Annotated in this window: 21 protein-coding genes; 6 read left to right on the top strand and 15 right to left on the bottom strand. The window is 42.7% G+C overall.

What is annotated here, in order from left to right; all coding sequences use genetic code 11:
* Positions 1-334 precede the first annotated feature (334 nt).
* Positions 335-547 (bottom strand): YdbC family protein, encoded by a 213-nt coding sequence (locus LXO72_RS01445; RefSeq protein ID WP_195610871.1) that lies wholly within the window; start codon positions 545-547, stop codon positions 335-337.
* A 90-nt stretch (positions 548-637) separates the two neighbouring features.
* Here LXO72_RS01445 and LXO72_RS01440 point away from each other — a divergent pair, with 90 nt between their 5' ends.
* The gene (locus LXO72_RS01440; protein WP_040803002.1) at positions 638-967 is read left to right on the top strand and encodes a hypothetical protein; all 330 of its coding nucleotides are present in this window, start codon (positions 638-640) and stop codon (positions 965-967) included.
* Between the two features lie 40 nt (positions 968-1,007).
* Here the strand turns inward: LXO72_RS01440 and LXO72_RS01435 are convergent, their stop codons facing one another.
* Positions 1,008-2,294 (bottom strand): peptidase U32 family protein, encoded by a 1,287-nt coding sequence (locus LXO72_RS01435; protein ID WP_233331304.1) that lies wholly within the window; start codon positions 2,292-2,294, stop codon positions 1,008-1,010.
* Between the two features lie 162 nt (positions 2,295-2,456).
* A complete protein-coding gene (locus LXO72_RS01430) occupies positions 2,457-3,386 on the bottom strand; it encodes a peptidase U32 family protein (RefSeq protein WP_154857682.1) in 930 nt (309 codons plus the stop codon).
* 131 nt (positions 3,387-3,517) lie between these two features.
* On the opposite strand from LXO72_RS01430, the gene LXO72_RS01425 reads away from it, so the two are divergent.
* Positions 3,518-3,814: a DUF3270 family protein gene (locus LXO72_RS01425; protein ID WP_154857680.1), complete on the top strand. Its 297-nt coding sequence runs from the start codon at positions 3,518-3,520 to the stop codon at positions 3,812-3,814.
* 374 nt (positions 3,815-4,188) lie between these two features.
* On the opposite strand, the gene LXO72_RS01420 is transcribed toward LXO72_RS01425, so the two are convergent.
* From LXO72_RS01420 to LXO72_RS01385, 7 genes are all read right to left on the bottom strand, one after another.
* Positions 4,189-4,659, bottom strand: coding sequence for a YtxH domain-containing protein (locus LXO72_RS01420; RefSeq protein WP_006595910.1), 471 nt, complete (start codon positions 4,657-4,659; stop codon positions 4,189-4,191).
* Positions 4,660-4,674: 15 nt separating this feature from the next.
* Positions 4,675-5,058, bottom strand: coding sequence for a DUF948 domain-containing protein (locus tag LXO72_RS01415; protein WP_006595909.1), 384 nt, complete (start codon positions 5,056-5,058; stop codon positions 4,675-4,677).
* An 11-nt stretch (positions 5,059-5,069) separates the two neighbouring features.
* Positions 5,070-5,852, bottom strand: a complete 783-nt coding sequence (gene lgt / locus LXO72_RS01410; protein ID WP_154857679.1) for a prolipoprotein diacylglyceryl transferase — start codon at positions 5,850-5,852, stop codon at positions 5,070-5,072.
* The gene (hprK, locus tag LXO72_RS01405) at positions 5,849-6,781 is read right to left on the bottom strand and encodes an HPr(Ser) kinase/phosphatase (RefSeq protein WP_233331303.1); all 933 of its coding nucleotides are present in this window, start codon (positions 6,779-6,781) and stop codon (positions 5,849-5,851) included. Before hprK ends, lgt begins: the two co-directional genes overlap by 4 nt.
* Positions 6,782-7,170: 389 nt before the next feature.
* A complete protein-coding gene (locus tag LXO72_RS01395; RefSeq protein ID WP_048689503.1) occupies positions 7,171-7,446 on the bottom strand; it encodes a PspC domain-containing protein in 276 nt (91 codons plus the stop codon).
* 60 nt (positions 7,447-7,506) lie between these two features.
* Positions 7,507-7,959: a SprT family protein gene (locus LXO72_RS01390; protein ID WP_154857677.1), complete on the bottom strand. Its 453-nt coding sequence runs from the start codon at positions 7,957-7,959 to the stop codon at positions 7,507-7,509.
* Positions 7,946-10,072 carry a Tex family protein gene (locus LXO72_RS01385; protein WP_233331302.1) on the bottom strand — a complete coding sequence of 709 codons (2,127 nt, stop codon included), beginning with the start codon at positions 10,070-10,072 and terminating at the stop codon, positions 7,946-7,948. Before LXO72_RS01385 ends, LXO72_RS01390 begins: the two co-directional genes overlap by 14 nt.
* A gap of 119 nt (positions 10,073-10,191) precedes the next feature.
* On the opposite strand from LXO72_RS01385, the gene LXO72_RS01380 reads away from it, so the two are divergent.
* The 4 genes from LXO72_RS01380 (at position 10,192) to zwf (ending at position 13,683) form a co-directional block, all read left to right on the top strand.
* Entirely contained in the window at positions 10,192-10,338 is a 147-nt protein-coding gene (locus LXO72_RS01380; protein ID WP_233331301.1) for an SPJ_0845 family protein, read from the top strand.
* Positions 10,335-11,240: a permease gene (locus tag LXO72_RS01375; protein WP_233331300.1), complete on the top strand. Its 906-nt coding sequence runs from the start codon at positions 10,335-10,337 to the stop codon at positions 11,238-11,240. Before LXO72_RS01380 ends, LXO72_RS01375 begins: the two co-directional genes overlap by 4 nt.
* A complete protein-coding gene (locus LXO72_RS01370; protein WP_048717404.1) occupies positions 11,237-12,052 on the top strand; it encodes a TIGR03943 family putative permease subunit in 816 nt (271 codons plus the stop codon). The genes LXO72_RS01375 and LXO72_RS01370 overlap by 4 nt, the downstream gene beginning before the upstream one ends.
* A 164-nt stretch (positions 12,053-12,216) precedes the next feature.
* The gene (zwf, locus tag LXO72_RS01365) at positions 12,217-13,683 is read left to right on the top strand and encodes a glucose-6-phosphate dehydrogenase (protein WP_233331299.1); all 1,467 of its coding nucleotides are present in this window, start codon (positions 12,217-12,219) and stop codon (positions 13,681-13,683) included.
* 64 nt (positions 13,684-13,747) lie between these two features.
* Here zwf and ftsY read toward each other — a convergent pair whose 3' ends face one another.
* The 5 genes from ftsY to rnc are packed head-to-tail and all read right to left on the bottom strand — an operon-like array spanning position 13,748 to position 21,260.
* A complete protein-coding gene (ftsY, locus tag LXO72_RS01360; protein ID WP_233331298.1) occupies positions 13,748-15,418 on the bottom strand; it encodes a signal recognition particle-docking protein FtsY in 1,671 nt (556 codons plus the stop codon).
* The gene (locus LXO72_RS01355) at positions 15,418-16,239 is read right to left on the bottom strand and encodes a Cof-type HAD-IIB family hydrolase (protein WP_233331297.1); all 822 of its coding nucleotides are present in this window, start codon (positions 16,237-16,239) and stop codon (positions 15,418-15,420) included. Before LXO72_RS01355 ends, ftsY begins: the two co-directional genes overlap by 1 nt.
* The gene (locus LXO72_RS01350; RefSeq protein ID WP_233331296.1) at positions 16,236-17,033 is read right to left on the bottom strand and encodes an HAD family hydrolase; all 798 of its coding nucleotides are present in this window, start codon (positions 17,031-17,033) and stop codon (positions 16,236-16,238) included. The genes LXO72_RS01355 and LXO72_RS01350 overlap by 4 nt, the downstream gene beginning before the upstream one ends.
* The gene (smc, locus tag LXO72_RS01345) at positions 17,023-20,568 is read right to left on the bottom strand and encodes a chromosome segregation protein SMC (RefSeq protein WP_233331295.1); all 3,546 of its coding nucleotides are present in this window, start codon (positions 20,566-20,568) and stop codon (positions 17,023-17,025) included. The genes LXO72_RS01350 and smc overlap by 11 nt, the downstream gene beginning before the upstream one ends.
* Positions 20,559-21,260 (bottom strand): ribonuclease III, encoded by a 702-nt coding sequence (gene rnc, locus LXO72_RS01340; RefSeq protein WP_233331699.1) that lies wholly within the window; start codon positions 21,258-21,260, stop codon positions 20,559-20,561. Before rnc ends, smc begins: the two co-directional genes overlap by 10 nt.
* Positions 21,261-21,305 lie beyond the last annotated feature (45 nt).

Here is a 21,305-nt window from a genome sequence, read left to right as displayed (position 1 = left end):
ATTCCTTTCCTATAAGTGCTACATGAGATAAACGAATAAGGTTATTATAACAGTCTATCCCATCATCCACAATGATTTGCGTTAATCTTGTTTTCTTGAATGGGATATAGTTTCAAACTATAATTATAGAAAGCATCAAAAAAGAGGCTGGGACAAAAGTCCTAGCCTCTCAATTGTCTTTGGATTATCGAGCAAGATGCAGTGGTTGAGTGGGCTCTACCACGCTGATTTCATCAGTTTTTACAGCCCTACTCAACTGTGCGGAGGTGGGACGACGAAATCGAATTCTAACGAATTACCGATTTCTGTCCCACACTCTTTCTTACTCAGCCTATTACTGTTTAAATGCATCTAGCAGAACTTGGAATTCTTCATTGGTGAGCGTGATCCCCTTGCCCATCTTCGTATGGTCTGGGCTCCAAGTTCGGATATCATATTTGGCAGGTGCTCCATTAAAGCTAACCCGGTTTAACTCCTTGGTCCATCCTTTTTCATTTTCAGATAAGACCAAGAGTTGTTCTACAATTTCAAAACTAAAATCTGCCATTTCATACTCCTTTCAATGTCTTTCACCTTAATAATTCGTAAAAAATTTTACAAAATGAATGAAATTTTCTATAATATATTGTATCAACTTATGGAGAATTATGCTATGAAAAGATTTCTTGAGCTTCTCAAGGACCGAGCCAATGAATTTTTCAACGATAAAACCTCTCAACCAGCTCCTTTAGAGGATGGTAAAACGATTCAAATTATTGAACTGGCCCTTCGAAAAAAACAAGGAGTCCATGTCATCTTCCAAAATAAGAGTTTTACAGGCGATATCGTGAAATATGATCAGGAACGAAAACAACTCATTGTCAAGAATTTTAAAAAGAGTATGTCAACTATCATTCGAATTTCAGACATTCAAAAGATTAGTCTCGTTCCACATACGATTCGAATCGCACAACAAAAAACACCGTAAACTTCCAAGCTTGGGAAGCCTGCGGTGTTTTTTTTACGTTTTAGGCACGAACTGTTTGGCTAGTTCCATCTTCTTTATAGAGGTTGATCAAGCCTTCTTTGAGTGCACGGATCATATCACCTGGTTCAACTAGTGTTGGCATATGAATGGTCAATAACTCCATCGGATTTGGAGCCCGATCAATTTTATTGCCCTTGGCATCATGCAAATCTTCAATGACTGTTTCAAAATGACGGAACCCAGGTCCGTAAAATTCTACTTGGTCTCCTTCATTGATGACATTCCGTTGTCTAATGGTCGCAATTTGCTTGTCCGCATCATAGGCTACCACTTCTCCGACAAACTTGTACTCTGGAATCTTCCGACGAGCCCCAAACAGTTGCTCATTTTCAGATGGTGTTCCGTAATAGAATCCTGTAGCCAACTCACGTTGGGCTACCTTCCACATTTCATCTACTAGATCTTGCTTAATCGCTTCAAACTTCTCAGGACTTTCCAAATAAGCATCAACAGCTGCCTTGTAGCAGTTCGTTACGGTAGAGACATAGTGAATGGACTTCATCCGACCTTCAATCTTGAGACTGTCCACTCCATTTTCAATCATATCAGGGATATGGTCAATCATCGACATATCCACAGCTGACATCGAGAATTCTTCAGGGATTTCCCCTTTGAGACTCTTACGTTCTTGGCCAAATGGCATATCATAGAGATCATACTTCCAACGACAAGATTGGGAACATCCGCCACGGTTGGCATCCCGCATACTCATATGATTGGAAAGGGTACAGCGACCTGAATAGGAAATACACATCGCTCCATGAACAAAGGCTTCAATCTCAACGCCCGTCCGCTTACGAATCTCAGCTAGCTCTTCCATAGAAACTTCACGAGCCAAAACGACCCGTGTCAAGCCCAAGTCTTTCCAAAACTCTAGAGTTTCATAGTTGGTGGCACTAGCTTGGGTAGAGAGGTGAATTTCCAAGCCAGGAGCTTCTGTCGCTGCAATGGTAATCAAGGCAGGGTCTGATACAATGACCGCTGCAATACCTATATCCCGTAAGCGACGGAACCATTCACCAGCTCCAACTTCATTTCCTTCATGCATGACCATATTGGCCGCAACATAGACCTTGGCACCATACTTGGCCGCAAATTGGACTCCTTCTTCCATTTGCTCGAAGGTGAAGTTCCCTGCACGGCTACGAAGACCATAGGCCTGACCACCGATGAAGACGGCATCCGCACCATAGCGAACAGCAACCTTTAGTTTTTCAAGTGTTCCCGCAGGTGATAGAACCTCAGGACGTTTCAATTGTTTTGTCATCATATCTCCTAGTATATTACAAGTATATTAGTTAGATTATCAATCTTGTCTATTTTATAGCAAATCCAGTCGAAAGGCAATGGTTTGGGAATTGTTTTGACAATTCTCATTCTTTACCATCACCAAAAAGGAAGGCCCGCACTCTTGGCAGGCTTTTCTCCTTTATTTAACCATGTCTGGATCGTAATCATAAAATCCAGTGTCAAGGAAACGATTCTTAGGATGCAATTGGTGAATCTGCTCATCCAATAAGAAGGCTTGATCAGATGTGAAAGTCCCAGCTTCTAAAAGCTCACGTGCTTTCACAAAACACTTGGCAATTTCCACAAAGTTTTGACCAGGTGTATAAATCCCCTCTAACTTCCAGTGGGTGAAACCATGCTCCACTAATTCAGAGAGTTTGGTCATCAAATCCAGGTCATTATTGGCAAAAATATGAGTTCCATGCTTGTCCTCAAAGATAGAATAGTGGCTTTCTGGATCTCCTGGTTCTGCCAAAAAGAGATCGCGCTCTCTCGTCTTTTCGTCATCGATGTGCGTAAAATTGTAGTAATTCTGCAAAAGAGGGCGTTTGGAATGATGAATCACACTGGCCCCATAAACCAATACTTCAGCAGGAATCTCTAAGATTTCTGGCATCTTGAAGAGCTCTGCAGATGGGATTTCTCGAGCAAGAACAGCTTCTGAAGCACCAGCCTTTTGTCCCCAGAAATTAATCTGACGGCTACTTGTCACCATGGTAGAAGCATCATAAATGGTTTTAAAGTTGTAGCCATCCCGCTTCAATACATAAAAGACGCCTGCATCTCCCACCGTGATATAATCAACGTTTATCGAAGCAAGGAAATCTAAAAATGGTTTGATACGATCCATCATGTCTTGGTGCATCAAGGCATTGACAGCCACTGTCATTTCCTTTCCTGCAGCATGGACTAGGTCAGAAATTCGACTTAATTCGTCATACGAGAAAGTGTGAGGAAGTCGTAATCCAAATTCCTTTTCTCCGACATAAATACGGTCCACACCTACTTCTAGAAGGGCTTGAACCTGTTCAATACTTTCAGCTGTAGCTTTAATAATTATCTTTTTCATGAAAACTATTATACCAAAAAAGTCATTTTGCTCTCTAAATTTCTTAATTTTGTAAAAATTGTAACAGTTTTGTAACATTTCTATGCTTGAAAACGTGTTAAAATAATAGAGTACTGTTAGGAGAGAGAAATATGCCCGCAAGAAAACTTAGAGTTGTTGAAGAATACGACTATGTCGAAGTCCCTCTTCAACAAGAGAATACAACAACTAATTATGATTTTAACCTTGATACTGAACCAGCTCCGCAATTAAGTGAGCTACTGTTTTTCCTTAATATTGCTGTGTTTTGTGTCTTAACTGTTTTATTTAGTTTCGTCTTTTTATCAATGAAGATGAATACCTTCTTTGCTTTTGCCTCAGCAATTGCTTGTAGTTTGGGAAGTATCCAAGCTTTCCGTATTTTCCAGTTAAAACGGGAACAGGACTAAGATTAATTTTTTAGCCTCCTTCGGGAGGCTTTTTGGCATTTCCCATACTCGTTTGTCATTGTATAAGAGAAATCCCTCACCATTGGTGAGGGATTTTTGAATGTTGACTAACCATTGTGTTACATAAAACAGCTTGACGATTTTCAAAAAATGACTTTTACTTTTTTAGCCATTTGAGAAAATTAAAACTTTCCGCTGTGAGAAAAGTGCCTGAAACAAAGTTGTTTCAGGCACTCGGGAGTTTTGAGACCTTAGGCTCAAAACTAAGTCATGGAACTTCTTCTAAGTTCGCTGACGTCCGTACTCACCTAAGGGAAGTTTTTCAGAAGACTTTATCTTCAATCTGAATCCATTACCATTGGTGAGGGATTATTTTATTCTTCTTCTACAGCTGTTTCTTTGATCTCTTCTTCCACTTCTGGAAGAGCTGTTTCTTCTTCTAATTCAAGGACAATCTCTTCACTTTCTTTTTCCTGTTTAGGCTGGAAAGGACTTGCTTGATTGCCGGTCTTTTGCTGGATTTTTTCCTTAATCGTTTGGATAGCATCTTGTGAAAATTCTACCACATCCTGCGTCTTATCTTTCACTGTCTCGATAACAGTGTCTTTGTTGATCTCGCCACTTTCAACTTTTTCCTTGGTTTGCTGAATAGCGTCTGATGCTTGCTTGGATAGTTCCATTGCAGATTGTTTCACTGAATCATGAACTTCTTGTGGATTTTCTTGGTATTCTTTTACAAAACCTTTCACTTTCCCAGTCAACTCTTTCCCTTTTTTGGTTGTCAGGAAGTAGGCTGCGGATGCGCCAGTGATTGTTCCAATTAATAATGATGATAAACGTCCCATAAGGTACCTCTTTTCTTATTTAAATAATTTCATAGCCATGCGAGCTGCTTTTAATCCGACAGATGTTTTAACGGTCTTTCCACCAACAACGACAGCTTTTTTGCTAATCTGACGTGCTTGATCATTCAGATCCGACACAGATACAGATAAATCTGCTACTGCTGTGAAGAGTGGATCAATGGTTGCAACCTTTTGATTCAAATCTTCTGTCAAAACATTCACTTTTGCTAACAACTCATTGGTTTGGTGTAAGGTTACATTTACATCTGATGTCAAGGTCTTAATCGTTACTTGAGTCTCATCTACAACTTTTCCAATCTTTGAAAACAAGATAATCAAGTAGATGACCAAAACTACTAAAGCTAACCCTAAAAGCCCATATGCAATTTCAATAAACATTTCTTTTCTCCTTAATTTATTTCCGTTCTATAAAATGGTGCATTCTTTTTTCGTTGATAGATCATGATGCTGATACCAAGTAGGATGAGGATCAGGGAAAGCCATTGTGATACTCGAATTCCCAAAAACATCAAGCTATCTGTCCGCATTCCTTCAATAATCATTCGACCAAAGCCATACCAGATTAGATAGAAAGCAGTAATTTCGCCCTTTCTCAACAGTTTCGGACGACGACGCAAGTAAAGAATCAGTACAAAACCAAGCAAGTTCCAACAAGATTCATATAAGAAGGTCGGTTGGCGGTAATGTCCATCGATAAACATCTGATTCCGAATGAAAGAAGGTAAATAATCTAAATTCTTAACAATGGCTCCGTAGGCTTCTTGGTTAACAAAATTGCCCCAACGGCCAATACTTTGAGCTATCATGACACTCGGTGCAGCGATATCTAAAAAATCAACCGGATCAATCAAACGACTGCGTGAAAATAGGTAGAGGACTAGAGCCCCTGCCAGGAGTCCACCATAGATAGCGATCCCACCGTTCCATACGGCAAAAATCTCTCCTGGATGTTCCCTGTAATAAGACCATTGAAAAATAACATAGTAGAGACGGGCCCCTATGATCGCTACTGGAAAAGCAATCAGAATGAAATCAATAATATCGTCTGACTCTATCCCTTTACGAGGGGCTTCTTTCATAGACAGGATAACCGCCAAAAGGAGACCGAGGACGATACAAATCGCATACCAGCGAATGCTAAAGGGACCAAGTTGAATGGCTACTGGATTCATACTTTCACCTCATTCTGATCAATCAACTGGGTCAATCGATCTTCAAAGGTTTTAGTAGCATCATATCCCATTTCTTTGGCGCGGTAGTTCATCGCTGCTGCTTCAATGACAACGGAAATATTGCGACCTGTCTTAACAGGGATACGAATTCTTGGAATGGTCACTCCACAGAACTCAATTTCTTCTGCATTATTGCCTAGACGATCGTAGGTTTGTTCCTTGGTGTAGTTTTCCAAGTAGACAGCGATTTGGACCTGTGAAGAATCCTTCACAGCACTGGCACCATAGAGACTCATAACATCAATGATCCCTACCCCCCGAATCTCTAGCAGATGTCGTAGAATTTCAGCAGGCTCACCCCACAAGGTCATCTCATCACGGGCGAAGACATCTACGCGGTCATCCGCTACCAAACGATGGCCTCGCTTGACAAGCTCTAAAGCAGTCTCACTCTTCCCGATTCCACTATCTCCTTGGATCAGAACCCCCATGCCATAGATATCCATCAAGACACCATGGACACTAGTTCTTTCCGCAAGGAGAGAATCTAGGTAGCTTGATAGTTCGCCAGACAGGCGACTAGTTGGAACGCGACTGCTTAAAATCGCGATTTGCTTTTCCTCTGCAGCACGGAGCATTTCTTCTGGAATCTCCAAATCACGCGCAATAATGATAACTGGTGTTTCCGGCTGGAACATCTTTCTCAAAACTTGGTGACGATTGTGGGAGGTCATCTTGATGAGGTAAGACCACTCTTTCATCCCAACCAATTGAATTCGTTCTGGAGTATAGTAATCAAAATATCCTGTCATTTCAAGTCCAGGACGTGAAATATCTGCCGTTGTGATTTCTTTTTCAAATAGGCTTTCATTGCCGTACACAACCTTCAAACGAAGCTTATCAATTAAATCTCGGACTGTTATTGCCATAGGCTTCTCCCTTTTTGTTTTCTCTTACTATTATAGCAAATTATCCCAGGTAAGACTTACTCAAGCATCTTTTTTTGATATCGAAACTGATGCTATTATTCTCACACTCATTCCAGTACTCTTTGATGTTTCTCTTTAACCTTCTTATCCCATTTTTCCATCGTTTCTTCATTTGAAAAAAAAGATGAGAGTGGGACAGAAATCGGTAATTCGTTAGAATTCGATTTCGTCGTCCCACCTCCGCACAGTTGAGTAGGGCTATAAAAGCTGATGAAATCAGCGTAGTAGAGCTCACTCAACCACTGCGTCTTGCTCGATAATCCAAAGACAATTGAGAGGCTAGGACTTTTGTCCCAGCCTCACATTCTTATTCGATTCATGAAAATTCTTTAAAAGAATGGATCATCGTCTTTGATTACTTGTGCATCCTTCCGTTTGCGAGGTCCGAGGCCATACTTTTCTCTTTCAAGGTCTTCTTTATACGGCAAGGAGAAGGCACACAGGCAATAAATAGCCAAGCCTACAAGCCCATAAGCATGAAAGATACTGAAGAGCACAAAGAGAAAACGCAATAGGTTTGCATCGAGCCCAAATCGATCCGCTAGTCCAGCAAATACTCCGAAAACGATTCTGCCTCGACGTAATTTATAAAAAGTTGGATTCAAGGGCCTACCTCCTATTATTTTAGAACAGTATATCCCGAAATCAAGTCACTGTCATCCGACTCAAGGCCGATTTCCTGAATCAATTGTCCCTTGATACTTAAGTAGTCCTCGACACCGCCCACAGCGGTACTTTTGCAGATCAATCTGCCGCTTTCTCCTGAATTCTTGCCCACAGCTCGTACAAACATAAATCTTATAGTTTCCCTTATCAACTGAAGGGGCATACCGCAAGCCGTCTACCTTTTTGAGTAAGGCCTTGAAATCTTGATCCTGATGGCGATAGCCCTTTTTCATGTAGTAGAGATGGTAGTGACACAATTCATGGCGGACAATCTTTCGAAAAATCTCCCAGCCAAATCTTTCTAGGATGCTGGGATTGAAATCCAGATGGCCATCTTTAGGAAAGAAGCGACCGCCGGTCGACCTCAAGCGAGGGTTCCAGATGGCTTGGTGAAGAAATGGGCGACCAAAATCTTCCAGCGATACTTCTTGAACGTATTTAGTCAGATTCATGTGGTGCCAAGAGGGAAAGATTTACTTTTTCCCGTTCTAAATCAATCTTGTAGACCCAAACGGTCACTAGGTCACCAACTGAAACAACTTGACTTGGATGCTTAATAAATTGCTGACTCATCTGTGAAATGTGGATCAAACCATCTTCATGAATCCCAATATCGACAAAGGCTCCAAAGTCAACAACATTGCGGACAACTCCTTCTAGTTTTTGACCAATCTTCAAGTCTTTCAAATCAAGAACATCCTGGCGAAGGACGGGAGCATCAAAAGAATCACGTAAATCGCGACCTGGTTTGAGAAGATCTGCGACAATATCTTTCAAGGTTTCAGGGCCAATTTCAAGCTCCTGGGCCATAGAAACCGTGTCAATTTGTTTCAACTTGGCTTGGGCCTCTTCATCCATCTCCGTGATCCCAAGTAAGGTAAAGAGCTTTTTCACTGCAGGGTAACTTTCTGGATGGACCCCTGTCCGATCGAGGAAATTCTCACTTTCTGGGATCCGTAAGAAACCAGCTGCTTGTTCAAAAGCCTTGGCTCCTAGACGAGGAACCTTTTTGATCTGTGCCCGAGAAGTGATCAACCCTTCTTCTTCCCGGTACTTCACGATATTCTCAGAAATGGTTTTATTGAGACCAGCCACGTGGGACAAGAGGGCTGGACTAGCAGTGTTAATATTAACTCCGACTTGGTTTACCACGGTATCGACTACGAAATCAAGGCTTTCAGATAATTTCTTCTGGCTGACATCGTGCTGGTACTGGCCAACTCCGATTGATTTTGGATCAATCTTAACCAACTCAGCCAGTGGATCCTGCAAACGACGGGCAATGGAGATGGCTGAACGCTTTTCAACCGTCAGTTCTGGAAACTCATGGCGAGCCAATTCACTAGCTGAATAGACGGAGGCACCACTTTCATTCACAATAACATAACTGACATTTGGAACTTCCTTGAGGACTTCCGCAACAAAGGCTTCGCTCTCTCGACTAGCCGTCCCGTTCCCGATCGCAATGATTTCCACGTCGTATTGACGAATCAACCGTTTCAGTTCTTCTTTGGCTGCTTCAATTTGTGCTGGTTTAGCCGGTGCAACAGGGTAAATCACCTGAGTGGTCAACATCTTTCCTGTCTGATCGACGACAGCTAATTTAGCACCTGTGCGAAAAGCAGGGTCAAATCCCAAGACCACGCGCCCCTTGAGGGGAGCAATCAGCAAGAGGTGACGAAGATTTTCTGAGAAAAGCTGAATAGCTCCATCTTCTGCCACTTCTGTCAGTTCTGTCCGAATTCGACGCTCCATAGCTGGTAGCATTTTCTTTTTCAGGGCTTGGTTAATAACTTCTTCGATGTAGCTATTCTTCGATTTAAATCGGGCTTCAAAGTGACGAATCAAACGGTCTACAGGATGCTCAAATCCAACCTTTAATACCCCTAATTTCTCTCCACGGTTTAAGGCAAGGGTTCGGTAGCCCTGCATGTTTGCAATCTTCTCAGAAAAATCATAATAGATTTGGAAGACTTGCTTCTCGTCTTTGCTTTCATCCTTCAAGCTAGAGGTGATTAAAGAGTGTTTGCGAATCTCCTGGTAGGTAAGGTTGCGCAATTGTGGATCTTCCGCAATGGCTTCGACCAAGATATCGATAGCACCAGAGATTGCATCCTTTACAGTTGGAAAAGCTTCTGATAAGAATTCTTCTGCTGCAGTTTCCAAGTCCTTTTGATCTTGCAGAATCATCCGAGCAAGTGGGAAAAGTCCTGCCTCACGTGCAATGGTTGCCTTGGTCCGGCGTTTTTCCTTGTAGGGAAGATACAATTCTTCCACATCCGCTAATTTTTCAGCTTGCTCAATCGCTTCTTTTAAGGCTGGGGTCAGTTTCCCAAGCTCTTCAATCTTAGCGAGAACCGTTTCTTTCCGATCAGCCAAGGCCGTCAAAGACTTGTCCATGTCGATAATGGCTTTGATGGCTACTTCATCTAGATTCCCTGTAGCATCTTTCCGATACCGAGCGATAAAGGGGATGGTGGATCCCTCTGCTGTCAAGGTCAAAACAGTATCAATTTGTTTGAGACTGACGCCCAATTCTTGGGCTATTTTTTCATATTTTTCCATAGCTTCTATTATACCATAGAAGGCCTTCTATACTGCTTTTTCATCTTACTTTTGGACTTGATTTTCCCCTCTTTTTTGAGAATTTGATATAATGAGAAAAAAAGAAAAGGAGACCTATCATGGCGATTAAATTTTCAAAAACAGACGATTTAGACAAACTCTTTGAGGAATTTGCTGTCTTACCAGATCCCCCTCAAGTCACTTTACCAGATGACAAGAAGAATGAAACAACAGGGGAAAAAGTGCAGAAGGATTCTAACAAATGAGTTTCTTCCAACAGTTGCCAACCAGTGTCCTTCAAGCAGGAGCAATTTTTCTTTCGATTATGATTGAAGCCCTTCCCTTTGTTTTGATTGGAAGTATTATTTCAGGGGCGATTGATGTCTACATCACCCCTGAAAAAGTTTACCGAGCCCTTCCCAAAAATAAATGGGGGAGAATTCTGTTTGGGACCTTGATTGGCTTTGTTTTCCCTTCCTGTGAGTGTGGTATCGTCCCCATCATCAATCGCTTTTTAGAGAAGAAGGTGCCTAGCTATACAGCTGTGCCCTTCCTAGTGACAGCCCCGGTTATTAACCCCATTGTCCTCTTTGCCACTTATTCTGCCTTTGGCAATTCTATTCAAATGGCTCTCTTACGAGCGATCGGCTCTATCCTGGTAGCGACTGTTCTTGGGATTTTCCTAGGATTTTTCCAAACAGCTTCTATTCAACGGGCCAACCGCAAGGAAGTCCATATTCATGACTTTTCAAAACTATCTGCCAGTCAACGCTTCTTCCAAGTGTTCGTGCAGGCCATTGATGAGTTTTTCGACACTGGACGCTATCTGGTCTTCGGTTGTTTATTTGCCAGTGTGGTTCAGGTTTATGTGCCAACTCGCGTGCTGACTTCTATTTCAGCGACGCCACTCCTAGCCATTCTCCTCCTTATGCTTCTCTCCTTCCTCCTCTCCTTGTGTAGTGAGGCGGACGCCTTTATCGGATCCTCCCTTCTCTCGAGTTTTGGCTTAGCTCCCGTTTTAGCCTTTCTGGTTATCGGACCTATGCTAGACGTCAAGAACCTCTTGATGATGAAGAATTATCTGACCAATCGCTTTATTGTCCAATTCATTAGCATCGTCAGTCTCGTTGTCTTGGTTTATGCTTGGCTCGTGGGGGTGGTCTTATGATTCGATTTCTCATTTTAGCAGGCTATTTCGAAATTACTATGTATTTGCAGCTTTCTGGTAAGCTCAACCAATACATCAATATGCACTATTCCTATTTAGCCTATATCTCTATGATTCTTTCCTTCCTCTTGGCTGTCGTCCAGCTCTATATTTGGATGAAGAATCTGCCCGTTCATAGTCACCTCACCAGTAAAAAAGCCAAAGTCATGAGTATTCTTCTGCTCCTGATTCCCTTGATTGTAGGGATTGGCTTCCCGACTGTGACCTTGGATTCCCAAACGGTTTCAGCCAAGGGCTATCATTTTCCCATCGCGGCTGGCTCTTCCAAAGATATTCAAAATGATGAGGGGACAACCAACCAATACCTCAAGCCAGATACTAGCAGTTATTTTACTAAGTCTGCTTATGAATCTGAGATGAGGGCTGCAGCCAAGAAGTACCTCAAGCAAGATCATATCCAGATCACGACAGAAAACTATATGGAAGTCATGGAAGTGATCTACGACTATCCAGATGAATTTGCTGGAAAAACCTTTACCCTAACCGGCTTCATTTATAAGGATCCCCAGGATCCGGGCAGTCAGTTCCTTTTCCGTTTTGGAATTATTCACTGTATCGCTGATTCAGGAGTCTATGGTTTGTTAACCAAAGGAGCCTCCCAAACCTATGACGATAATACCTGGGTCCAGGCTACTGGAACTCTCAAGATCCAATACCATAAACAACTTGGCCAAACCCTTCCTATCCTAGAAATAAAGGAAGCCCACTCAGTAGAAAAACCTACGAATCCTTATGTCTATCGGGTCTTCTAAGGGCTGTTAAACATCTCTCGGTTGTGACCTTTCGGTCCAACCTTTTTTAGTGGCTTCTTCCACTTTCATTCTCTTTTAAAGTCCGAATCCTTTTACTTTCAAAGAGAAATTTTCTGAATTTTATGGTAGAATATGGTTTATCAAGTTAGAAAATAGGTATGAACATGTCCTCAAAAGTAATTGTAACCATTTTCGGGGCCAGTGGAGATTTAGCTCAACGCAAACTCTACCCTTCCCTTTTTAGACTCTATAAAGCTGGAAATCTTTCCGAGCATTTTGCAGTGATTGGAACTGCTCGTCGACCTTGGAGCAAAGAATACTTTGAATCCGTTGTCGTTGAATCCATTTCAGATTTAGCAGACAGTCCTGAACAGGCGCAAGAATTTGCCAGCCATTTTTACTATCAAAGCCACGATGTTAATGATACGGAGCACTACATCAAGCTTCGTGAACTTCAAAATCAGCTTAACGATACCTACCAAGCTGAACATAATAAACTCTTCTTCCTATCCATGGCACCTCAATTCTTTGGTACGATTGCCAAACATTTGAAATCTGAAGGCATTGTGGATGGAAAAGGCTTTGAGCGTTTGATCGTTGAAAAACCATTTGGAACGGATTTGGAAACAGCTAGTCAGCTCAACAAAGAATTGGAAGAAACCTTTGAGGAAGAGCAAATTTTCCGGATCGACCATTATCTTGGTAAAGAAATGATCCAGTCCATCTTTGCCCTCCGCTTTGCCAACCTAATCTTTGAAAACATCTGGAACCGTGACTATATCGACAATGTTCAAATCACTTTTGCAGAACGACTAGGAGTCGAAGAACGTGGTGGCTACTATGATGAATCTGGTGCCCTCCGCGACATGGTCCAAAACCATACCCTTCAACTGCTTTCTCTCTTAGCTATGGACAAACCAGCCTCCTTCACCAAGGAAGATATCCGTAAAGAGAAGGTGAAAGTCTTTGAACAATTGGTCAACCCATCTGATGAAGAATTAAAGAAACTATTTATCCGAGGTCAATACCGTTCTGGAAAAATTCAAGGGAAAAAGGACATCTCTTACCGTAGTGAACCAAATGTCAACCCTGAATCCATGACCGAGACTTTTGCCTCTGGAGCCTTCTTTGTGGATAGCGATCGCTTCCGTGGAGTCCCTTTCTTCTTCCGTACAGGAAAACGTCTGACCAAAAAGGGTACCCATGTCAATATCGTCTTCAAACAAATGGACTCTATTTTTGGTCAGGAAATTGCACCAAATGTGCTCACCATCTACATTCAACCAAATGAAGGTTTCTCTCTCAGTGTCAACGGAAAAGAAGTTGGCGAGCAGTTCCAGATTGCTCCCATTTCCTTCGACTATGTAACAGAAGCTACTGCAACTGGTGCTTCTCCAGAGCCTTACGAAAAATTGATCTATGATGTCTTGAACAATGACTCAACCAACTTCAGCCACTGGAACGAAGTTAGAGCCTCTTGGCAGTTAATTGACCGAATCGAACACATGTGGGCTGAAAATCAAGTCCCTCTTCATGAATATAAATCTGGAACCATGGGACCTCAAGCTTCCTTTGACCTCTTGAAGGATTACAATGCACAATGGGTCTGGCAACCAGCAATTGAAGAATAAATTATCCGACTGACTAAAAGTGTAACTTAAAAACTCATCTCTTTCTTGAGATGAGTTTTTTTGTTTATATCAAGCCTTCTAACAAGCCACGCATAAAGTTTTCAGAATTGAATTCACCGATGTCATCGATTTTTTCACCAAAACCGATTAATTTCACTGGAATATCCAACTCTTCTCGAATGGCAAGAACCACTCCTCCTCGAGCTGTTCCATCAATCTTAGTGAGGACGATGCCAGTAATCGGAGTAATCTTTGAGAATTCCTTGGCTTGGACCAGGGCATTTTGTCCTGTAGACGCATCCAAGGCCAAGAAGGTTTCATGAGGGGCTGTAGGATCCACGCGCTTGATAATGCGACCGATTTTTTCTAATTCAGCCATTAGATTGTCTTTATTCTGAAGGCGACCAGCCGTATCAATCATCAAAACATCGACTTGTTCTGCCACTGCTCGTTCCATCCCATCAAAGACCACACTTGCAGGATCTGATTTTTCAGGACCTGTGACAACGGGCACATCCACACGGCGTCCCCATTCAGCCAACTGAGCAACAGCTCCCGCCCGGAAGGTATCTGCTGCGACTAGCATCACTTTTTTCCCTTCCTTCTTGTACTTATGAGCTAGTTTTCCGATAGAAGTGGTTTTCCCAACGCCATTCACTCCGACGAAGAGCATGACGGTCAAGCCGTCCTTAAAGTTGATTTGCTCATTGTATTGGCCATCTTTTTCGTAGAGATCCACCAATTTTTCAATGATCACTCGACGCAAGGCATCCGGCTTCTTGGCATTTTCCAAGCGTGCTTCATAGCGGAGCTCTTCCGTCAGATTCGAAGCGACTTGGACTCCGACGTCACTCATGATCAAGAGTTCTTCTAAGTCTTCAAAGAATTCTTCATCGACAGAACGGAAGTTAGCAAAGAATGCATTTAGGGCAGCACCAAAGCCAGTCCGAGTTTTCTTTAAGCTCCGATTGTATTTTTCTTGAACCGTTTCTGTAGGTTCAGCAATCACTGGCTCACTTGTAGGTTCTTCTACTAAAGACTCTTCTTCAACTTCTTCTGAAATTTCAGGTTCGCTAGTAGGTTCCTCTACTGACAATTCTGCTTCAAGCTCTTCTGTATCTTCAGGTTCGCTAGTTGTTTCTTCTACTGGAGTGTCTTCTTCAAACTCTCCTGTTTCTTCCTCTGAACTTTCAGTAGTTGCTTCTTCAATTACTTCCTCGGGTTCTTTGGAAAGACTTGAAGTTTCATCTTCTGTTTCATTCTTTACAAGAACATCTTCTTCAAAGGCTTCTTGGGCAAGATCTGATGAAGAATTCAGAGGCTCATCTTCAAGATTCTCTTCTTGTAAAGCTTCTATTTCTATAGTTTGTTCTTCAGGAACAGGGGCAGGCTCGGTTACTTCCTCAGGAGAGCTATCCTGCTTCACTTGAGAAGGGTCCTCTTCCTCGATAGCTGTTTCCTGATTTACAGACTCTTCTGTACGAACTTCTTCTTCAATAGATGCTGTCGACTCTTGCGATGATCGCGCTGATTCGGCAGCCATTCGCTCTTTTAATTCTGCATAGTAGGCTTCCATTGCCGAGATCTTAGCTTCATCACTTTGTGAAGCCTTTTGTGATACCGGCTCAGCCGGGGAACTTGCTTCCTCAGGGCTTTCCACAAGCTCTTCTGTATGATCTTGAACTTGTGGTTTTGTTTCTTCTTTTCTTCCAAATAGTCGGTCAAATAATCCCATTATTGACCCTCCTTCAATACATATTCTTCAATCGCTCTTCCGACTGCATCTTCATCATTAGTGTAGTCTGAGACTAGTGTGGCAATCTCTTTCACCTCATCCACCGCATTGGCCATGGCGATTCCTAGTCCTGCCCATTTTAACATGCTGGCATCGTTGGCTTCATCTCCACACGCCATGACTTGACTAGCGTCGATTCCTAAATACTCCACCAAAGCTTCCAAGCCTCGATCCTTTTGCACTCCTTTGGGGCACCATTCCAAGAGCATGTCTCTGGATTTAAAAATCTCAAAACGCTCCCTTAATTCAGGAGAAATCTTTGGAATAGCGCCATCCAAATAGTCCTGTTGAAAGGCCGTTACACACTTATTGTAGGAAATCTGACTGGACAAATCTTCAATAGAAACGGGAATAAAGTTCAAGTAAGGATTATAGAGAGGGTAAAGAGATTCTTGATCAGATACCAGTGTATAAACATCCCCTTCGCTGATGGCATCTAGGGGCAAACCAAGGGCCTCTGTCTCCTCATAAATACGGACGACATCATCACGAGAGAAAACTGTCTTTGCAATGATCTCCCCTGTATTCTTTTGTACCAAGCCACCATTAAAAGTAATGGTGTATTCATCTGACAAGCCGGCAGTCCCAATCTCTTGAAGCAGAAAATCCATAGCCTTGAGGGGGCGACCCGTCGTCAAAACTACCTTGACCCCTTTTTCTTGAGCTGCACGAATGGCAGCCAGATTCCGAGGGGAGATTTTCTTTTCTGAGTTTAAGAGAGTACCGTCCAAGTCTAGTGCGATAACCTTAATCTGACTCATAATTCTTCCTCCATGAAGCGAAGGACAGATCCTGTCGAATGGTGAGCTAATACTTTTTCAGCCAATTCCAAAATCTCTGGACGGGCATTTTCTGGCGCAATTGGATGGCCAACAACCTGCATCATATGAAGATCATTGAGATTATCCCCAAAAGCTAGGACTTGATCTCGACTAATGCCTAGCTGATCCATTAGTGCTTGGATGGCGACTCCCTTGTCCACATAATCCAAGACAATATCAATGCACTCATAACCAGTGGTCATGGCCTTAACCCCTTCAACGTTTTGGGTAACCCAGGCCTCACCTTCCGCCAATACTTCTTGATCAAAATTAGTGGTCATCTTGAAGACAATATCATCAATTTCTGAAAGATCTGACACCTTTTGAATGTTTTCATTGTAGTTTTGTGAAGCATCTAGATAGTCTGGATCAACCGTCTTTAGAACATAGCTCCCGCGTTTTCCCGTTAACAAGCACTTATTTTTATCGAAATAAGGACTTTCTTGTAACTTGGCAAACATGGCTTGGTAAAATTCAGGACTCATGGTCGCTTCATAGACATCTTCACCATGAAACTCAACAACACTGCCGTTTTCAGCTATAAAAATAACTTGATCCTGAACCTCTTTAAAGATTGTCTTCAAAGAGAGGAGAGACCGACCACTTGCTGCCGCAAAGTAGATCCCTTTTTCTTGAAACTTCTTTAATACCTTTAGGAATAAAGTTCGATCAAATTGATGATTTTCATCCAAAAAGGTCCCATCCATGTCTGTTGCGACTAATTTAATTTCCATTATCCATTCCTTCTATATCTTTCAGCTTCACAGATACAATCTTAGAGACTCCAGATTCTTGCATGGTCACTCCATAGATGGAATCTGCTGCCGCCATGGTTCCCTTACGGTGGGTAACCACAATAAACTGACTTTCCTTATCAAAACGATTGAGGTAATCCCCAAAACGTTTAACATTGGCCTCGTCTAGAGCCGCTTCTACCTCATCCAAGATGACAAATGGAATAGTCTTGACACGAATGATTGAGAAGAGCAGCGCCAATGCTGACAAAGCTTTCTCCCCACCACTCATCAAATTCAAGGATTGAATTTTCTTACCAGGCGGTTGAACAGAAATCTCGACCCCAGCAGACAAGAGATCCCCATCCGTCAAGATGAGATCTGCTGATCCTCCCCCAAACATCTGTTTAAAGGTGACTCGGAAGGATTCACGAATCGCTTCAAACGTAGACTTAAAGCGTTCTTTCACCTCATCATTCATGTCATTAATGGTTTCAAGAAGAAGATTCTTCGCTGCCAAGACATCTTCTCGTTGACTGGAAAGGAAATCAAACCGAGTCTTGACCTCATCGTATTGTTCGATAGCATCAATATTGACAGGTCCTAAGACTTTAATCGCTTTCTCCAAGTCTTTTAAGACTTGCTCAGACTGGGCTAGATTTTCTAGTTCGTTGGCCTGATTAGATGCCTCTTCAAAACTCATCTTGAATTCATCGGTCAGAGCTAACATCAATTTATTTAGCTTATCCGCCAAGCGATCACGATTGGATTCTGCTTTGGCCTGTAGGCGAATCCACTCCTCATTTTGACGACGGGCTTGCTCCATATGACCCGCTACATCTTCAGACTGGCCTTCCAAATCCTCTAATTCAAATTGCTTACGAATCACAGCTTGCTCCAGAGCGGTTTTCTCTTGAAGGGTTGCTTGCAGTTGTTTTTCAAGGACAGAAACATCGATTTGCTCATGTCGATCTTCTCCCTGCTCAATCGCATATTGGAGAGCTTGGATTTCCCGTTCAGTAGAAGCCAACTCTTGCTGCAAGCGTTCGGCATCTGTTTGGTCATAAGTCAATCGACTCTTCAACTCTGTTTTCTGTAATTGGAGCTTGGCAATGGCTGCTCGTAAATTTTCAATTTTCTCGACAACGACATCTTTATTGAGCTTGACTTCTTCAATCTCAGCAGTGACTTGCTCTTTTTCCGCCTCAATTTCTTTCAGTCGCGCTTGCAAGTGATCCCGTTTTTTGAGAAGCTCCTGGTCGCTACCTTCATCCAGCTCTGTACGGATAAGTTCTAACAGTTCTTGGGCATCCAAGAGTTGCTGGTGAGCTTGCTCAAAAGCCAATTGAAGGCGTTGCTCTTCTAGTCGCGCCCCTTCTCCTTGGCCTTTCAAAGATTCTAGTTTTTCTTGTGATTGGGTCACTTGGTCCTGTTGCTCTTGAACCTGCCCTTCTACTTCTCGCAAATTCTTATGAAGAGAGGCCAATTCTTGGTGCAAACGATCCAGTTCTGGCTTGATAAAAATCGAATTATTGCTTCGATTCGCACCACCTGCATAGGAACCACCTGTGCGCAGTTCAGTTCCATCCAGTGTCACGATACGAACTTGGTAGGCAACCTTGCGAGCAGCCGCCTTAGCGTGCTCAATCGTATCAAAAATAGCCGTGACACCTAAAAGGTTTTGGAAAATCGACTCGAGGGAAGGATCATAGTCAACCAAACTGCTAGCCATCCCTAGGAACCCTGGACAGGCTTCAATCAGTTCTTGATTCTTTCCTGCAAGGTAGCGTGGTTTAATGGTTGTCAAAGGAAGGAAGGTTGCCCGACCCGAGCGATTCTTCTTCAGATGTTCGATTGCCCGTGTTGCTGCTCCTTCGTCTTCTACGATAATATGCTGACTGCTGGCTCCTAGAGCAATCTCTAAGGCAGTCTGATACTCTGGTGAGAAGGAGAGTTTTTCACTGACAGCTCCTACAATCCCGCCTAAGCGAGCCGCTTCTTGCAAGACACTCTTCACGCCCGCATAAAAATTACTATGATTCTTTTGAATCGCCTCTAAACTGTTAATGCGAGCCTGTTTTTCCTTACTTTGATCCAGTAGATCAAACATCTTGGCTTGCGCTTCTTGATAAGCCTGGCGAGCTTCCTCAAACCGTTTTGCCTCTGACTGATAGGTCTCAAGCAAGTGTTTCAGATGCTCTTGAGCTCCTTGATAAGCTTCTTGAGCAACCTGCTCTTTTTCTTGCAGTTCTGTCACCATTTGGATTTGATTTTGGTAATCTTCCTTTTTGCTTTGTGACAATTGAGCTGAGGCTTCCAGTTGATTTTCAATGGTTGTTAATTCGTTTGATCGCTCCGCTTCATCCTGCATCAAGGCCACGTATTTTTCACGTAAATAATCGATCACCTGATCTGGATCTTCTGAGAAGCTAGCCAACTCTTTCTCCAGACCTTCCAGAGCTACTTGGCTCTTTTCCAGTTCTTCTTGAAGACTCTTTGTATTGGCTTGTTTTTCTTCCAACTGGTTCCGAAGAACTTGTAGGCGCTCTTCCAGACTATTGACCCGCTCTTGATTTTCCTGACGACTTCGGGCCACCTGTTGCGACTCCAAGCGTGCCAATTCGATTTGTTTCTCCAAATCACTTAAGAGGCGAGTCAATTCCAAGAGGCTAGCTTGATTATCTGACAATTGGTGTTGAATAGTCTGACGACTCTGTTTCAATCGGAGACTTTCCGCCTCATACTCTTCTCTTTTCTGGTAATAAGCCTTTAATTGCTCTTGGATGGAGGCTTCTTCTTGGACGGCTTGATCATAGTCTTTTTTATTGACTTCAATTTGTGCAATCAAAACATCCAAATAAAGAACCTGGCGTTGTTGATCCAATTCTAAGAAACGTTTGGCCACAAGGGCTTGCTTTTCAAGAGGTTTGATTTGCCCCTCTAACTCAAAAATAATGTCTTCCAGACGGTCCAAATTATCCTGGGTCTGAACCAACTTAGATTCCGTTTCCTTGCGACGCGTCTTAAATTTAAGAACCCCAGCGGCTTCCTCAAAAATAGCCCGTCTCTCTTCTGGTTTGGAGTTAAAGATTTCTTCAACCTTCCCTTGGGAAATAATAGAGAAAGAATCTCTCCCAAGTCCAGTATCCATAAAGAGATCATGGACATCTCTCAAACGGACTTTCTTACCATCAATCTTGTATTCACTATCACCCGAGCGATAAATATGACGCTCCACTCGGATTTCTTTAGCAGCCTGTTTGATAAAGCCATCCCGGTTATCCAGTACTACCGTTACGCAGGCGTAGTTTAAGGGTTTCCGAGTTTCAGTCCCTGCAAAAATCACGTCCGGCATCTTGCCACCACGTAGGCTCTTGACACTCGATTCCCCTAAGGCCCAGCGTAGACTTTCTGTAATGTTCGATTTTCCAGATCCATTAGGGCCCACCACTGCGGTTACCCCTTGGTCAAAGATGACCCGGGTCTTATCTGCGAAAGACTTAAATCCTTGAATCTCAATTTCCTTTAAATACATGAGGGATCCACCTTATTCTCCACTGCTTTTTTTGCTGCTTCTTGCTCTGCAGCCTTTTTAGACCGGCCACGTCCTTGACCGATGATTTTCCCATTGACAGACACTTGCACTTCAAATTCTTTGGCATGAGCCGGTCCTGACTCACTCGTCACTTCATAGGTAATCAAGACATCCCCATGGATTTGAAGGATTTCTTGCAAGCGCGTCTTATAGTCGATCACTTGCTCAAATTGACCTGCCTCGACTTTAGGAATCATGACTTGCTGAATGAAGCTCCGCACCATCTCCACTCCCTTATCCAAGAGTAAGGCGCCTAAAAAAGCTTCAAACAAATCTCCTAAGATGGTATCTCGGTTACGTCCACCAGATTTTTCCTCTCCCTTGCCAAGTTTGATAAATTGATCGAAACCACAATCACGAGAGAAACCTGCTAGACTTTCCTCACGAACAATCATGGAACGCATTTTTGACAAATCTCCCTCTGGTTTACTTGGGTAGAGGGCAAATAAATATTCGGAAATCACTAACTGGAGAACAGCGTCTCCTAAAAATTCCAAACGTTCATTATGTGAAATTTTTAAGAGGCGATGCTCATTCGCATATGAGGTATGTGTAAAAGCTGTTTCCAACAATTCTGTATCGTCAAAAGTCAGCCGAAATTTCTCAGCAAGAAGGTTATATAAGGCTTGCATCACGTTACTACTTTCTTTCTTCATTTATGCATCTGGATTGAATCC

It is taken from the genome of Streptococcus sp. XMC, from assembly GCF_021341835.1.
In the GTDB taxonomy this organism is placed as follows: domain Bacteria; phylum Bacillota; class Bacilli; order Lactobacillales; family Streptococcaceae; genus Streptococcus.
This window is presented reverse-complemented; position numbering and strand designations above follow the sequence as displayed.

What these genes read in the sequence shown, in the direction of transcription:
- LXO72_RS01445 (WP_195610871.1), bottom strand. Translation starts at nt 547, where the DNA reads ATGGCAGATTTTAGTTTTGAAATTGTAGAACAACTCTTGGTCTTATCT.
- LXO72_RS01440 (WP_040803002.1), top strand. Translation starts at nt 638, where the DNA reads ATGGAGAATTATGCTATGAAAAGATTTCTTGAGCTTCTCAAGGACCGA.
- LXO72_RS01435 (WP_233331304.1), bottom strand. Translation starts at nt 2,294, where the DNA reads ATGACAAAACAATTGAAACGTCCTGAGGTTCTATCACCTGCGGGAACA.
- LXO72_RS01430 (WP_154857682.1), bottom strand. Translation starts at nt 3,386, where the DNA reads ATGAAAAAGATAATTATTAAAGCTACAGCTGAAAGTATTGAACAGGTT.
- LXO72_RS01425 (WP_154857680.1), top strand. Translation starts at nt 3,518, where the DNA reads ATGCCCGCAAGAAAACTTAGAGTTGTTGAAGAATACGACTATGTCGAA.
- LXO72_RS01420 (WP_006595910.1), bottom strand. Translation starts at nt 4,659, where the DNA reads ATGGGACGTTTATCATCATTATTAATTGGAACAATCACTGGCGCATCC.
- LXO72_RS01415 (WP_006595909.1), bottom strand. Translation starts at nt 5,058, where the DNA reads ATGTTTATTGAAATTGCATATGGGCTTTTAGGGTTAGCTTTAGTAGTT.
- lgt (WP_154857679.1), bottom strand. Translation starts at nt 5,852, where the DNA reads ATGAATCCAGTAGCCATTCAACTTGGTCCCTTTAGCATTCGCTGGTAT.
- hprK (WP_233331303.1), bottom strand. Translation starts at nt 6,781, where the DNA reads ATGGCAATAACAGTCCGAGATTTAATTGATAAGCTTCGTTTGAAGGTT.
- LXO72_RS01390 (WP_154857677.1), bottom strand. Translation starts at nt 7,959, where the DNA reads ATGAATCTGACTAAATACGTTCAAGAAGTATCGCTGGAAGATTTTGGT.
- LXO72_RS01385 (WP_233331302.1), bottom strand. Translation starts at nt 10,072, where the DNA reads ATGGAAAAATATGAAAAAATAGCCCAAGAATTGGGCGTCAGTCTCAAA.
- LXO72_RS01380 (WP_233331301.1), top strand. Translation starts at nt 10,192, where the DNA reads ATGGCGATTAAATTTTCAAAAACAGACGATTTAGACAAACTCTTTGAG.
- LXO72_RS01375 (WP_233331300.1), top strand. Translation starts at nt 10,335, where the DNA reads ATGAGTTTCTTCCAACAGTTGCCAACCAGTGTCCTTCAAGCAGGAGCA.
- LXO72_RS01370 (WP_048717404.1), top strand. Translation starts at nt 11,237, where the DNA reads ATGATTCGATTTCTCATTTTAGCAGGCTATTTCGAAATTACTATGTAT.
- zwf (WP_233331299.1), top strand. Translation starts at nt 12,217, where the DNA reads ATGTCCTCAAAAGTAATTGTAACCATTTTCGGGGCCAGTGGAGATTTA.
- ftsY (WP_233331298.1), bottom strand. Translation starts at nt 15,418, where the DNA reads ATGGGATTATTTGACCGACTATTTGGAAGAAAAGAAGAAACAAAACCA.
- LXO72_RS01355 (WP_233331297.1), bottom strand. Translation starts at nt 16,239, where the DNA reads ATGAGTCAGATTAAGGTTATCGCACTAGACTTGGACGGTACTCTCTTA.
- LXO72_RS01350 (WP_233331296.1), bottom strand. Translation starts at nt 17,033, where the DNA reads ATGGAAATTAAATTAGTCGCAACAGACATGGATGGGACCTTTTTGGAT.
- smc (WP_233331295.1), bottom strand. Translation starts at nt 20,568, where the DNA reads ATGTATTTAAAGGAAATTGAGATTCAAGGATTTAAGTCTTTCGCAGAT.
- rnc (WP_233331699.1), bottom strand. Translation starts at nt 21,260, where the DNA reads ATGCAAGCCTTATATAACCTTCTTGCTGAGAAATTTCGGCTGACTTTT.